Origin of the sequence: Streptomyces sp. NPDC091371 (assembly GCF_040684275.1) — a bacterium.
Taxonomy (GTDB): domain Bacteria; phylum Actinomycetota; class Actinomycetes; order Streptomycetales; family Streptomycetaceae; genus Streptomyces.
In genome coordinates, this window is the sequence record NZ_JBFBFP010000016.1 from 1 (window position 1) to 14,168 (window position 14,168).

8 protein-coding genes and 1 rRNA gene are annotated in these 14,168 nt (G+C 73.3%); 3 read left to right on the forward strand and 6 right to left on the reverse strand.

What is annotated here, in order from left to right:
- Both AB0O21_RS19025 and AB0O21_RS19030 read right to left on the reverse strand, forming a co-directional pair.
- Positions 1-76: ribosomal RNA gene (locus AB0O21_RS19025) — 16S ribosomal RNA — on the reverse strand; the annotation flags it as partial.
- Between the two features lie 561 nt (positions 77-637).
- Positions 638-1,174: a MarR family transcriptional regulator gene (locus AB0O21_RS19030; protein WP_365172299.1), complete on the reverse strand. Its 537-nt coding sequence runs from the start codon at positions 1,172-1,174 to the stop codon at positions 638-640.
- A gap of 124 nt (positions 1,175-1,298) precedes the next feature.
- Between AB0O21_RS19030 and AB0O21_RS19035 the strand changes: the two genes are divergently transcribed.
- Positions 1,299-2,597 (forward strand): MFS transporter, encoded by a 1,299-nt coding sequence (locus tag AB0O21_RS19035; protein WP_365172428.1) that lies wholly within the window; start codon positions 1,299-1,301, stop codon positions 2,595-2,597.
- Positions 2,598-2,663: 66 nt separating this feature from the next.
- On the opposite strand, the gene AB0O21_RS19040 is transcribed toward AB0O21_RS19035, so the two are convergent.
- A complete protein-coding gene (locus tag AB0O21_RS19040; RefSeq protein WP_365172429.1) occupies positions 2,664-4,502 on the reverse strand; it encodes an ATP-binding SpoIIE family protein phosphatase in 1,839 nt (612 codons plus the stop codon).
- A 141-nt stretch (positions 4,503-4,643) separates the two neighbouring features.
- Entirely contained in the window at positions 4,644-6,062 is a 1,419-nt protein-coding gene (locus AB0O21_RS19045) for an NAD(P)/FAD-dependent oxidoreductase (RefSeq protein ID WP_365172300.1), read from the reverse strand.
- Between the two features lie 348 nt (positions 6,063-6,410).
- Between AB0O21_RS19045 and AB0O21_RS19050 the strand changes: the two genes are divergently transcribed.
- Together AB0O21_RS19050 and AB0O21_RS19055 are read left to right on the forward strand one after the other, a co-directional pair.
- The gene (locus AB0O21_RS19050; RefSeq protein ID WP_365172301.1) at positions 6,411-7,205 is read left to right on the forward strand and encodes a helix-turn-helix domain-containing protein; all 795 of its coding nucleotides are present in this window, start codon (positions 6,411-6,413) and stop codon (positions 7,203-7,205) included.
- Positions 7,206-7,454: 249 nt separating this feature from the next.
- Entirely contained in the window at positions 7,455-9,395 is a 1,941-nt protein-coding gene (locus AB0O21_RS19055) for a sigma-70 family RNA polymerase sigma factor (RefSeq protein ID WP_365172302.1), read from the forward strand.
- On the opposite strand, the gene AB0O21_RS19060 is transcribed toward AB0O21_RS19055, so the two are convergent.
- Positions 9,382-13,359, reverse strand: a complete 3,978-nt coding sequence (locus AB0O21_RS19060) for a BTAD domain-containing putative transcriptional regulator (RefSeq protein ID WP_365172303.1) — start codon at positions 13,357-13,359, stop codon at positions 9,382-9,384. The two genes, AB0O21_RS19055 and AB0O21_RS19060, sit on opposite strands and share 14 nt — an antisense overlap.
- A gap of 224 nt (positions 13,360-13,583) precedes the next feature.
- Positions 13,584-14,090 (reverse strand): MarR family winged helix-turn-helix transcriptional regulator, encoded by a 507-nt coding sequence (locus tag AB0O21_RS19065; protein ID WP_365172304.1) that lies wholly within the window; start codon positions 14,088-14,090, stop codon positions 13,584-13,586.
- Positions 14,091-14,168 lie beyond the last annotated feature (78 nt).

Consider the following 14,168-nt stretch of genomic DNA (forward strand, 5'->3'; position numbering starts at 1 on the left):
GGCTTCATCGTTCGACTTGCATGTGTTAAGCACGCCGCCAGCGTTCGTCCTGAGCCAGGATCAAACTCTCCATGAATGTTTACCGGTAATCCGGTGCACACACACGAAAGAGCGGGCCAGTCTTGGTCGGAATATGACCGACTGACCACAACGTCCTCGCTGTGTTGTTGCCTGCGAGCATCACCCGAAGGCGACCTCACAGGTCTTTTTCAAAGGAACCTCATCCACCGAAGTGGACGGGGTATCAACTTCTGGCGTTGATTTTTGGCACGCTGTTGAGTTCTCAAGGAACGGACGCTTCCTTTGTACTCACCCTCGCGGGCTTTCCTCCGGGCTTTCGTTCTGCTGTCTTGCGTTTCCGACTCTATCAGACTCTTTCGGGCCTGACTCCCAGTCAGCGGGCTTTGTCTTCCGGGCTGTTGGGCCCTTCCGACTCCCAGAACTCTAGTGGATTTCCCGGACGATTCATAATCGGCCTTCGGAAATTCATTCGGGCATGCCGAATGCGTTCCCAGCGGGAGATCGCGCAGAGTTGGGTGCCGCAACGAGGCGGCGGGATTTGTTGTCGCCAAAACCTTCCGGCTCTGGGACAACTCGAAGAACCTTACGGACTCGCCCGGGCCGTGTCAACCCCGGGTCAGCTGGGCGACTGGAGGTCCTCCACGCGGTCCAGGAGGCGGGTGAGCATGTCGCCCAGTACCCCGCGTTCCGCCGTGGAGAGGTCCTGGAGGAGGTCCTCCTCGAAGACCGTGGCTGCGCGCATCGCGTCCAGCCACTTGCTGCGGCCCGCGTCCGTGAGCTCCACGATCACGCGGACGCGGTTGGACTCGTCGCGCTCGCGGGTGACCAGGCCCTCCGCCGTCATGCGGTCGATCCGGTGGGTCATCGCCGCCGGCGTGAGGCCCAGCTGCTTCGCCAGCTCGCTCGGGCCCATCCGGTACGGGGCTCCGGAGATGACGAGGGCCTTGAGGACCTCCCACTCCGCGTTGCTGATGCCCAGGGCCGCGGTCTGGCGTCCGTACGCGACGTTCATGCGGCGGTTCAGACGGCTCAAGGCCGAGACCACCTTCTCTACCTGCGGGTCGAGGTCCCGGAACTCTCGCTGGTAGACGGCGATCTGCTCGTCGAGGCTCGGCTCGTGGACGGGCGTAGTGCCGTCGGGGGTGTCACCCATGGGTCGAAGTATCGCACGAGCCCGTTGGCGTCTAACTCCTTCGATGTGTAGAGTTAAGGATCGAAGTTTAGAGATGAAGTCTTTCGGTCTTCAGTTACAAGGCAGGTGAGAAGTGACCAAGGTGATGGGCGCTGCGATGCGGCGGATCCAGGCCGGGAACGCGTTGACCGCGTTCGGCATCGGCTTCACGGTTCCGTACCTCTACATCTATGTGGCGCAGGTGCGGGATCTGGGCTCCATGGCCGCCACGAGTGCGTTCGTGGCGTTCGCCCTGGGTGCTCTCGTCGCGCTGCCCTTCACCGGTCGGGTCATCGACCGACGTGGTCCCGTCCCCGTGGTCATGGCCGCCGCCGCGGCCGCGTCCGTGGGGGCGCTCTCCCTCGGGCTGTCCACCGGCGTCGTGCCGATCCTGCTGTCCGCCCTGACGCTCGGCGCCGGGCAGGCCGTGATGCAGCCGGCGCTGGCCACGATGATCGTGTGGTGCTCGACGCCGGCCACCCGGACGCGGTCCTTCGCGCTGCAGTTCTTCATGCAGAACCTGGGGCTCGGCATCGGCGGGCTGATCGGCGGGCTCATCGTCGACAAGGACCGGCCCGGCAGCTTCATCCTGTTGTTCGGCATCGAGGCCGTGATGTTCCTGGTGCTGGCCGGGGTCATCGCCACCGTGCGGATGCCGCAGGCGCCCGGGTTCAAGGACGCCCGTCCGAAGGCTCCGGCGCAGGGGGGCGGCGGCTGGAAGCGGATGCTCCGGCACAAGGCCATGGTCCAGCTGTGCCTGCTGGGGTTCGTGCTGTTCTTCGCCTGTTACGGGCAGTTCGAGTCGGGTCTGGCTGCGTTTGGGACCGAGGCCGCCGGGATCTCCCCCTCGACCCTCGGGTTCGCCCTCGCCGCCAACACCGGGGCGATCGTGCTCGCGCAGTTCGTGGTGCTGAGGCTGGTGGAGAAGCGGCGGCGGTCGCGCGTGATCGCGCTCGTGGGGCTGATCTGGACCGTGGCGTGGGTCATCGCCGGGTTCTCGGGACTGGGGCACGGCAGCGCCGTAATGGCCGCCGGTGCGTTCATCACGACGTACGCGCTCTTCGGCATCGGCGAGGCCATGCTGTCCCCCACCGTCGCGCCGCTGGTCGCCGATCTGGCGCCGGAGGGTTCGGTCGGGCAGTACAACTCGGCCTTCGCCCTGGTCAAGCAGATGGCGCTGGCGCTCGGGCCGCTCGGGGTGCCGCTCGGGGCGGGCGTGCCGATGCTCTACATCGGGGTCTTCGTGCTGGTGTCGCTCGGGATCGCCGGGCTGGCGCTGCGGCTCGGCAAGCAGCTGACCGCGGAGCAGGACAACCCGTCGCTGGCGAGCAAGATCGTGGCGCAGGGCGGGCCCGCTGTCGGTGCCCCCGTGTCGGCTGCCGCTTCGGAGCCCGCGCGCGTGTGAGGCGTAGGACGTACTGATGTGCGGAAGGCCCCGGTCCTGGTGGACCGGGGCCTTCCGTGTGTCCGGCTACTTGTCCGGCAGGGCGAACTCGCACCAGACGGCCTTGCCGCCGCCCGGGGTGCGGCGGGAGCCCCAGGCGGAGGCGATGGTGGCGACGATGGAGATGCCGCGGCCCGTCTCGTCGGCCGGTTCGGCGCGGCGGCGGCGCGGGAGGTGGTCGTCGCCGTCGGTGACCTCGATGATCAGGCGGCGGTCGGTGCGGCGCAGGCGCAGGCGCATCGGCGGGGTGCCGTGCTGGAGGGAGTTCGCGACGAGTTCGCTGGCCGCGAGGACTCCGAGGTCGCACAGTTCCACCGGGAAGCGCCAGGAGGCGAGGACTCCCTGGGCGAAGGCGCGGGCGCGCGGGGCCGCTTCGATGCCGCCGAGGAGTTCCAGGGCGGCGTTGTGGAAGAGCTCGGCGTCGGCGCCGGTGCGGGCGGGCTGCTGGAGGACCATCACGGCGACGTCGTCGTCGTGGTCGGCGTCCACTCCGAGGGCGCGCATCAGGCGGTCGCAGATGACGGCCGGGGTGCCCTGGGCGCCGGAGAGGGCGCGTTCCAGGGCGGCGACGCCTTCGTCGATGTCCTCGCCGCGGCGCTCGACCAGGCCGTCGGTGTAGAGGACGGCGGTGGAGCCGGGGCCGAGCGCGATGGTGCCCGAGGTGTGCAGCCAGCCGCCGGTGCCCAGCGGCGGGCCTGTGGGGTCGGCGGCTCTGCGGACGGTGCCGTCCTCGTCGCGGACGAGGATCGGGAGGTGGCCGGCGGAGGCGTAGGCCAGGAGGCCTTCGCTCGGGTCGTGGACGGCGTAGACGCAGGTGGCGATCTGGCTGGCGTCGATCTCGGCGGCGAGGCCGTCGAGGAGCTGGAGGACCTCGTGGGGCGGGAGGTCGAGGCGGGCGTACGCGCGGACCGCCGTGCGGAGCTGGCCCATGACGGCGGCGGCGCGAACGCCCCGGCCCATGACGTCGCCGATGACGAGGGCGGTGCGGCCGGCGCCGAGGGTGATGACGTCGTACCAGTCGCCGCCGACGGCTGCCTCGGTGCCGCCCGGCTGGTAGGTGGCGGCGACGCGCAGGTCGTCGGGCTGTTCCAGCTCCTGCGGGAGGAGGGAGCGCTGGAGGGTGACGGCGGCCTCGCGCTGGCGGCGCTCGCTGGCGCGGAGGCGTTCGACGGCTTCGGCGTGGTCGGTGACGTCGGCCAGGTGGATCAGGACGCCGGTGTGGGCCTCCGCCTCGGTGCCGGCCTCGGACTCGGTCTCGCTGTCGGACTCGGACTCGGATCCGGGCTTGGGCTGCGTCTTGGGCTTGGGCTTGGGCTTGGGCTTGGGCTTGGGGAAGTCGACCGGGGTGCACGTGACCGTGTACGTGCTGGTGCCGCCGGGTGCGGTGCGGTTCTTGGCGGTACGGGGCTTGCCGCTGCGCTGGACCTGGTCGAGGAGCGGCAGGAGGCCGAGGTCACCCAGTTCGGGGAGGGCCTCGTGGGCGGGGGCGCCGGGGGTGCGGGCGCCGAAGCCGGCGGTGTAGGCGTCGTTGACGTACGCGACGTGGTGGTCGGGGCCGTGGACGAGGGCGACCAGGGCCGGGAGCCGGCCGATCACCTCGCGGACGGAGAGCTCGTCGAGGGACGGCACCGCGACGGGGACGCCCGTGCGCCGGGCCGGGGTGGAGCCGGTGCCGGAGACCGTGGGGTCGGCGGGGCCGCCGTCCGCGGTGGGCGCGGAGCGGTCGGCTCCGGGGTCGGCGCGGCCGCCGCGGGCGGCCGGGACCGAGCCTTCACCCCTCTTGGCCTGGGCGGCGGCGTGTTCGGTCCGGGCGGCGGCGCGGCGCTGCGTTCCGGGGAACCGGGCGCTCCAGCGCGTGAAGTTCACTGCGTTCAAGCCTCGTGGTGTCGCAAGTGGTCGCTGTGTCGCTCGTCGGGGTGGTCGGTCGCGGGCTGGACGATGTCACTCTGTGCAGGTGTGAGCCCACCTATGGTCACACGTCCAGTGTGGCCGACCGCACTGACAACGTCAGCCCTGGCTGTCCTGCGGGGGGTTGGGGGCGGGGTTCGGGGGTGGGTTCTTGGGGCCGCCACCTGCGGCCAGTTCGAATTCTGCCCTGGGGTGTTCGAGGGAACCCAGGGAGACGATCTCGCGCTTGAAGAGGCCGGAGAGGGTCCATTCCGCGAGGACGCGCATTTTGCGGTTGAAGGTGGGGACGCGGCTGAGGTGGTAGACGCGGTGCATGACCCAGGCCGGGTAGCCCTTGAGCTTGCGGCCGTAGACGTGCGCGACGCCCTTGTGGAGGCCCAGGGAGGCGACGGAGCCCGCGTACTTGTGGGCGTACTCGGTGAGCACCTCGTCGCGCAGGGCGGCGATCAGGTTGTCGGCGAGGACCTTGGCCTGGCGGACCGCGTGCTGTGCGTTGGGGGCGCATTCGCCGCCCGGCTCCGGGGCGGTGATGTCGGGTACGGCGGCGGCGTCGCCGGCCGCCCAGGCGTGTTCGACGCCCTTGACGGTGAGGAAGGAGGTGCAGTCGAGGCGGCCGCGTTCGTTCTTGGGCAGGTCGGAGGCGGCGAGGATCGGGTGCGGTTTGACGCCCGCGGTCCACACGACGGTGCGGGTGGGGAAGCGGGCGCCGTCGCTGAGGACGGCGACGCGGTTCTCGCAGGATTCGAGCCGGGTCTCCAGGCGCAGGTCGATGTTGCGGCGGCGCAGTTCGCGGATCGTGTAGACGCCCATGTCGGGGCCGACCTCGGGCAGGATCCGGTCGCTGGCCTCGACCAGCACCCATTTCATGTCCTCGGGCTTGATGTTGTGGTAGTACCGCGCCGCGTAGCGGGCCATGTCCTCGAGTTCGCCGAGTGCTTCGACGCCCGCGTAGCCGCCGCCGACGAAGACGAAGGTGAGGGCTGCGTCGCGGAGGGCGGGGTCGCGGGTGGAGGAGGCGATGTCCATCTGTTCGATGACGTGGTTGCGCAGGCCGATGGCTTCTTCGACCGTCTTGAACCCGATGGCGTAGTCGGCGAGTCCCGGGATGGGGAGGGTGCGGGAGATCGAGCCGGGGGCGAGGACGAGTTCGTCGTACTCGATCTCGGTCGGGCCGGTTCCCTCGTCCTCGGTGGCGAGTGTGGTGACGGTCGCGGTGCGCTTGGCGTGGTCGATGTGGCGGGCCTGGCCGATGACGATGCGGCAGGCGGGGAGGACGCGGCGCAGCGGGACCACGACGTGGCGCGGGGAGATCGAGCCGGCGGCCGCCTCGGGGAGGAAGGGCTGGTACGTCATGTAGGGCTCGGGGGTGACCACCGTGACCTCGGCTTCGCCGGATCTCAGCTTTCTCTGGAGCCGGAGTGCCGTGTACATGCCTACGTAGCCGCCGCCGACGATCAGGATGCGCGTGCGGGGCGGGGTACCGGGGGCCGTGCCCCGGGAGTTAGCAGCCTTCACCATCCCATGACGCAACGTGGCCGGGAGTTTGTCCACAGGCCCGGCAAATTGTGTGACCGGAGGTAGTGCCGGGGTGGGGTCGAAGCGGACCTTGGGTAGGGGTGGAACTTCGCAGGTCAGGGGGTGCGGAATGCACGATTCCGGGAGTGTGTGGGGGAAAAGTGGGGGTGAATGCTCCGATCGGGCGGTGCTCCGTCCGGGGCTGCCTCTTCTGAATTGACTCTGGCTCAACTATGTTCGTATCTCGTCGAGTGAGTAGGACCGGGCCTGAGACCGTGGCCCGCGTGACCCACTCGGCATGAAGGCGGGGAGTGTCTCCGGGGGGAGACAAATGATTACCGGGGGAAACATATGAACATTTCCGATTTCCATGGTTCTGCGACCGCACTTTCGGTCGAGAACAGCAACGGTCGCGTGCTCGCGAACGGCGCCACCACGCACGGCGTGGGCCGGTCCACGCCGCTGCGCGTCGATGCCCAGCGCAACCTGGAGCACGTCCTGCGGGCGGCCCGCGAGGTCTTCGGCGAGCTGGGCTACGGGGCTCCGATGGAAGACGTGGCGCGCCGTGCCCGAGTCGGTGTCGGCACCGTGTACCGGCGCTTCCCGAGCAAGGACGTGCTGGTCCGGCGGATAGCCGAGGAGGAGACCGCGCGGCTGACCGAGCAGGCGCGGACGGCGCTGGGCCAGGAGGAGGAGCCCTGGCAGGCCCTCTCGCGCTTCCTGCGCACCTCCGTGGCCTCGGGCGCCGGGCGGCTGCTGCCGCCGCAGGTGCTGCGGGTCGGCGCGGCCGAGGAGGCCGTGGCCGAGGAGACGGAGGAGGCGCGGGTTCCGCACCAGCGCCAGGCTGCCGAGGCGGCCGGCGGGGCCGCAGGTGCGGCTCCGGAGGCCCGGATCGCGGCCGCACGCGTCACCGCCGGGGACGAGCCCTCGGACGACGCGGGCGCGGGCGCGCTGCTGGAGGTCGTGGGGCAGCTCGTTGAGCGGGCCCGCGAGGCCGGTGAGCTGCGCGGTGACGTCACGGTGGCCGATGTGCTGCTGGTGATAGCGACGGCGGCGCCGGCGCTGCCCGATCCGGCGCACCAGGCGGCGGCTTCGACGCGGCTGCTCGACATCCTGCTCGAGGGGCTGCGCTCCCGGACGGTGTGAGTGCCGGATGGCGTGAGTGCCGGATGGCGGGTGCGCCTGACGGTGGGTGTGCCTGACGGTGGTGCCGGAGGCGTTGCTTCGCTGATCGCTCTGGTGGGGCTTCCGGGCTGATGTCCGTGAGGTTTTGTCGCAGGGTTGCTGAAATGTGCCCGGACGAGTGGAAGGTGTGGAGACGGGTCCGGCGCGCCTCCACCGTGTGACACGCTTGATCGGTGGACCGGTTGAGTGTGTCGTTCGGGGGCCTCCGAGATGAGCGTTGACGGGCGGGAAGAGTCACTCGGTGGCGCCGGCGGCGACGTCGTGGCGGGCGGTCTGCCCGCACGACAGGTGCCGGCCCAGCGCGAGCCGGGCGGTACCGGCGGCGAGCTGCCGCCGTCCGACGGTGACTTGATCGCCCGGATGCGGGCCGGTGACGACGGTGCGTACGAGGAGCTGTTCCGCCGGCACGCCGATGCCGTACGGCGCTACGCGCGGACCTGCTGCCGGGACGGGCACACTGCCGATGACCTGACCGCCGAGGTGTTCGCGCGGACGCTGCAGGCGGTACGGGGCGGGGCCGGGCCGGACCAGTCGGTGCGGGCCTATCTGCTGACGACCGTGCGCAGGGTCGCGGCCGCCTGGACGAAGACCGCCAAACGGGAGCAGCTCGTCGAGGACTTCGCCGTCTTCGCCGAGCAGGCCGCCGCCGGGGCCGGCACGGAGGGCGGCGGCGGACTGTCGGGGCTGTCCGGCGACGACACCCTCGAACTGGGCGCGGACGTCCGGGCGATGCACGAGGCCGAGCAGTCCTTGGCCATGCAGGCCTTCCGGAGCCTGCCGGAGCGGTGGCAGGCCGTGCTGTGGCACACCACCGTGGAGGAGGCTTCGCCGAGTGCGATCGCGCCGCTGTTCGGGCTGAGCGCGAACGCGACCGCCGTGCTGGCCAGTCGGGCGCGGGAGGGGCTCAAGCAGGCGTATTTGCAGGCCCATGTGAGTTCGGCGCTGAGTGAGGGCGGCGACTGCGCGCGGTACGCGGACCGGTTGGGCGCCTATGCGCGCGGCGGGTTGCGGATGCGGGCGGAGCGGGGGCTGCGGGGGCACCTGGAGGAGTGCGCGAAGTGCCGGCTGGCGGCCGGTGAGCTCAAGGACGTCAACGCGGGCATTCCGGCGCTGCTTCCGGTGGCGGTCATCGGGTGGTTCGCCGCCGGGTACGCGGCCAAGGCGGCCGGGGTGGTGGCCGGTGGGGCCGTCGCCGCCGGCGGGGCCGGGGCTGCGGCGGCCGCTGCCGGTGCCGGTGCCAGTGGGTCGACCGCCGGGGCCGGGGCCGCGGGTGCGGGTGCTGCCGGGGCCGGGGGCGGGGCTGCGTCGGGGGTCGGTGGGGCCGTGGTGTCCGAGGGGCTGGGGCTGCCCGCCAAGGCCGCCATCGCCGCCGGGATCGCGGTGGCCGCGGCGGCCGGGGTGGTGTTCGCGCTGGCCGGGGACGATGTCGAGCCGCAGGCCCAGGCGAAGCCGACGCCCACGGTCGCGGCGCCCGCGCTGCCGGACGCCGCCGCCCCGCCCTCCCCTTCGCCTTCGCCCCCGGCGGAGCCGGGCCCGCCCGCGCGTGGCCCCGTACCTCCGCAGCCGGGGGCGAAGCCGACACCGAGGCCGCCGGCCGCCGTCGCTCCCCCCGCGCCGACGCCCTCCTCGTCCCCGTCTCCCTCCCCTTCGCCGAGCCCGGAGCGGCCCACGCCCACACCGCCCCCGAGCAAGCCGCCGACGCAGCCGAAGCCGGCGGAGGCGTTCGCGCTGGCCCGGCTGGACTATGCCGCGTACGGGGACCACGACGGCCCGGAGTTGCCGGCCCGGCAGAGCAGCTGGGTGTGGCAGCGCTGGGGACTGCGGCTCGGCGACCGGCGGTTCGAGCACGGGATCACCGTGAACTCCCATTCCTCGGTGCAGATCAAGCTCAACCGGCAGTGCACGACCTTCTCCGCGCGGGTCGGGGTGGACGGCCTGTCGGCGCTGACCAACGGCCAGGTGCGGTTCTCCGTGTACGGGGACGAGCAGCGGCTGTGGCGGTCCGACGCCCTCGGGTACGAGGACGGGCCCGCGTCGGTGAACGTCTCGCTGTCCGGGCGGTCGTCGCTGCGCCTGGTGGTGGAGCGGGCCGGGCCTGGCCGGCTGCCGACGCTCGCCAGCTGGGCCGACGCCGTGATCAGCTGCCGGTGAGCGCCGTGACCAGCTCGCCCGGGGAGAGCGCCGCGCCCACGGCCTCCTCCTCGGTGTGGCGGGCCGCCCCTAGCAGGGCGCGGGTGCGGGCCGGGAGCCCGTCCACGGCGGTCTGCTCGGGCACCGAGCGCGGATGGCCGGCGCGCCAGGCGGTGGCCGCCGCGAGGGCCCGTACGGCCTCGGCCGCCCGGCCCGCGTCTGCGAGCATCACGGCCGCCGCCTCCGCCATGCCGGCCAGGAAGCGCTCGGCGCACCGCGCGGCGACGGCGACCGCGAGGGCGGGCCCGATCACCGCCAAACCGGCGTCCGGGCCCTGTTCGTGGGCGGTGAGGACGGCTTCGATGGTGTCCAGCCCGGCGGTGAGCTGTGCGGGCACGGTGATCCGCGCGGCCTCGGCTCGGGACCGCGCGCACTCGCTCCACGCGCGGGCGGTGTCGCTGCGTTGGAGGGCGAGCATGGCCGACAGGAGCCGGGCGAAGGTGCTGACGTCGTAGATCCCGCCGAAGCGGTCGGCCTCGGCGTCGGCTTCCGCGAGGAGCCGCTCTGCTCCGTCGAAGTCCCCGGCGCAGAAGGCGGTCTCCGCGATCCGGGCGATGGCGAAGGGGGCCTCGACGTGGGCGCCGACCTCGCGGGCGAGGCGCAGGCACTCCTCGTACTCGGCGCGCGCGACGTCGTACCGGCCGCGCGAGATGGCGACTTCGCCCGCGGCGCTGGCGACCTGGGCGCGGGTCCAGCGGTCGCCGACGCGCTGGGCGATCTCGTGCAGCTCGGCGAGGTCCGCGTCGACGGTGGGCAGGCCGCCGGCGAGGTCGATCGCCACGTGCGTGCGGAGCATGAGGGTGATGCCGAGTTCCCAGTCGCCGCCGTGGCGGCGGCAGTTGGCGACCGATTCGTCGAGGTGGGAGGGGAACTCCAGGGCGTCTCCCGTGAGGAACGCGGTCGCCGGCCAAAGCATCCCGGGGAAGGTGGTGGCCTCCGGGGAGTCGCCGCGCCGGAAGGCCTCCTTGATGCGGGCGGCGAGGTCCCGGTACTCGGGGGTGCGGAACTTCTCGGCGCCGTTGCTCTCTGCGAGCAGGAACATGCGCAGGACCTGGAGGCGCATGAAGGACCAGTACGCCGGTGAGCCCTCGGGCGGGTCGGCGGGGGTGACGGCGAGGGCCCGGGAGGTCCACTCGGCGCCTTCGGTGCGGTAGTTGCGCAGCCACCAGAACCAGCCGAGGGTGAGGACGAGGCGCTGCCCGGCGCCAGGACCGTGTTCGTCGGCCGTGGCGGGGGTCGTGGTGGTGTGGAGCGCGGCGCGAAGGTTGTCGAGCTCGGTCTCCACGCGCCGGATCCAGGGGATCTGGGCGGCGGAGCGGACCAGCGGCTCGGCTTCCTCGGCGAAGGCGAGGTAGTGCGCGGCGTGGAGGCGGGCGGCGGTGCGGGCGGCCGCGGGGTGGGCTGCGGCGCGCTCGGTGGCGTACTCGTGGATGGTTTCGAGCATGCGGTAGCGCATGGCGGGGCCCCCGGGGTCCTCCGGCTCCGCCAGGACGAGGGACTTGTCGACGAGGGAGCCGAGTACGTCCGCGGCCTCGTACGGAAGGTCCGCGCAGACCGCTTCGGCCGCGGCGAGGTCCCAGCCGCCGGCGAACACGGACAGCCGGCGCAGTACCGCGCGCTCGGGCTCGTCGAGGAGGTCCCAGGACCAGTCGACGACGGCCCGAAGGGTCTGCTGCCGCGGCAGCACGGTGCGGGCGCCGCTGGTCAGGAGCCGGAAGCGGTCGTCGAGCCGGTCGGCGATCTGGCGCGGGGTGAGCAGCCGCAGCCGGGCGGCGGCGAGCTCGATGGCGAGCGGGAGGCCGTCGAGGCGGGCGCAGATCTCGGCGACGGCGGCCGGGTCGTCGTCGGCGCGGAACCCGGGGCGGGCGGAGGCGCCGCGCTCGGCGAAGAGCCGGTGGGCGTGGTCCGGCGGCAGGGGTTCGACCGGTCGGAGGGTCTCGCCGGGCACGCCGAGGGGTTCGCGGCTGGTGGCGAGGATCCGTACGCCGGGGCAGTGGGTGAGGAGGCGCTCGGCGAGCTCGGCGGCGGCGCCGATGACGTGCTCGCAGTTGTCGAGCACGAGGAGGAGGCTGCGGTGCGCGCAGTGCTCGACGAGCTGCGTCGCCGGGTCGGCCGGGGCGGCGTTGTCGCGGGCGACCAGGGAGTTCTCGCGCAGGCCGAGGGCGCTGAGGACGGCGCCGGGTACGGCGGCGGGGTGGTCGAGGCGGGCGAGTTCGACGACCCAGCCGGTCTCGGGGTGGGCGGCGGCCGCGTGTTCGGCGAGGCGGGTCTTCCCGGAGCCGCCGGGGCCGGTGAGGGTGACGAGGCGCAGCCGGGCCAGGTCCTCGCGCAGGGCGGCCAGTTCGGGCTCGCGGCCGACGAAGGAGGTGAGGCGGGGGCGGAGGTTGCCACGGGTGGCCTCCGTCGGTCGGGGGTGCGGGCGCGCTGGCGCTGGCCGGGGGCGGGGGTCGGGCTCGTGGGCTGGGCCGGGGTGGAGGCCGTACGCCGAACCGGGAGCGTGGCCGGGGTGGGGCTCCTGCGACGCGCCGGGGGCGTACGCGGAGCCATGGCCGGGGCCGGCGGGGTGGCCGGGCGCGGAAGCGTGGCCGGGGCCGGGGCCGGGAGCGTGGCCGAGGCCAGCGGCCTGGCCGGGCGCGGGAGCGTGGCCGAGGCCAGCGGCCTGGCCGGGCGCGGGAGCGTGGCCGAGGCCAGCGGCCTGGCCGGGCGCGGGAGCGTGGCCTGTGCCGGGCGCGGGAGCATGGCCAGGGCCGGGCACGTGGCCGGGGCCAGGCGCGGGAGCATGGCCGGGCTCGCGAGCGTGGCCGGGGCCGGCGGCATGGCTGGTGTCGGCGACGTAGCCGGGGCTGGGAGCGTGGCGGGACTCGGGGGCGAGGCCGGACTCGGGAGCGTGGCCTGTGCCGGGCTCCGGAGCGTGGCCGGGGCCGACGGCATGGCTGGCGTCGGGACCGTAGCCGGGGCTGGGAGCGGGAGCGTGGCGGGACTCGGGGCCGGGCGCGGGCGCGGGGCGGGGGCCGGGCGCGTGGCGGGACTCGGGGCCGGGGCCGGGCGCGGGAGCGGGGGCGGGGCCGGCGGCGTGGCTGGTGTCGGGGACGTAGCCGGGGCTGGGAGCGGGAGCGTGGCCGGGCTCCGGAGCGGGGCCTGTGCCGGGGGCGGGGGCGGGGTTGGGAGGGGGTGCGGGGTGAGGGGGGTGGTGCGGGTGGAGGAGTTCGGCGTGGAGGGCTGCGAGTTCGGGGCCGGGGTCGGTGCCGAGGGCGTCGGCGAGGGCGCGGCGGGTGCCCTCGTAGGCGGCGAGTGCGTCGGCCGGGCGACCGGCGGCGCGTAGCGCGCGGAGCTGCTGCGCGCGGACCGTTTCGTCGTACGGAAACTCCTGGATCAGCGCCTCGATGTCCGGCAGCAGCCCGGCAGGGGCGGTGCCCCCGCTGCGCAGGTCGGCTTCGATGCGCGTGCGCAGCGCGCCCAGCCGGCGGGCCTCGGCGGCGGCGGCATGGGTGGTGCGGCCGGGCTCGGGGAGGTCGGCGAGGGCGGGTCCGCGCCACAGTTCCAGGGCGGTGCGCAGGGTGCGGGCGGCGGCCGCCGGGTCGCCGGCCAGCTCCTGGCCGCCCTGGGCTGCCAGCCGGGTGAAGCGGTGCAGGTCGACGTCGTCGCGGGCGGCGGCGAGGCGGTAGCCGCCGGCGGGGTCTGCGGTGACGGTGTCCCGGCCGCCGAGGGCCCGGCGCAGGCGGGCGACGAGGGCCTGGAGGGCGGCGGGGGCGTCCCGGGGCGGGCCGTCGCCCCAGACGTCGTCGACCAGATCGGCGACGGAGGCGTGGCGGCCGGCGCGGAGCGCGAGGGCGGTGAGGAGGGCGCGCAGCCGGGCGCCGCCGATGGTGAGGTGGGCGCCGGTCTCGTCGCGCGCCTCGGTGATGCCGAGGATGAGGTAGCGCACCGGTCAATTCTGCCTGGCCGAAGAGGGTTGCGGCAGCAGATTTCGGGGCCGGGGCGGGGCCAGGGGGTGTCCCGCGGATCAGGGCCGGAGAGCCCGGGTCGTCTGGCGCCGCGTATCGCAGGGCGGGGAGGGAGCCGCTGCGGAGCATTGGCGACCGGCGACAACGTGGCGAGGCGCGGTGCCGGGCGGCCCGGGCTTTCCGGCCCTGATCCGCCGGACACGCCCTACGTGATCGAGGTGTCGCCGTTGGCCTCGAGGAGGGTGCGCAGGGCTTGGGCGACCGTGGCGCAGGTGGCGGGGTCCAGGGGGGTGACGAGTTCCGTGTAGTGGCGCAGGTGGTCCGTCATCATCGCCTCGGTGAGGGTGATGCCGTGGTCCGTCAGCCGGATCCGGACGGAGCGGCGGTCCTGGCCGTCACGGACCCGTTCGACCAGGCCCTTGGCCTCCATGCGGTCGATCCGGTTGGTGATCGCGCCGGAGGTCACCATGGCGGCCGGGATGAGGGCGCCGGCGGTCAGCGCGTACGGGGGGCCGGACCGGCGGAGGGTGAAGAGGATGTCGAGCTCGCCCAACTCCAGGTCGCGTTCGGCCGCGAAGGACTTGAGGTGCTTCTCCAGGATCCGGTTCATCCGCTGGATCCGGGCCAGCACCTCGATGGGCCAGAGCCCGGCCGCGAGGTCGGGGCGCTCCTTCGTCCACTGGCCCACGATCGCGTCCACTGCGTCGCTCATGTCGCGTCCTCATCTCTTTCTCCCCGCGCGCCCCCACCGAGGATATCTCAACGTTAAGACACTTGACGTTGAGAGGGT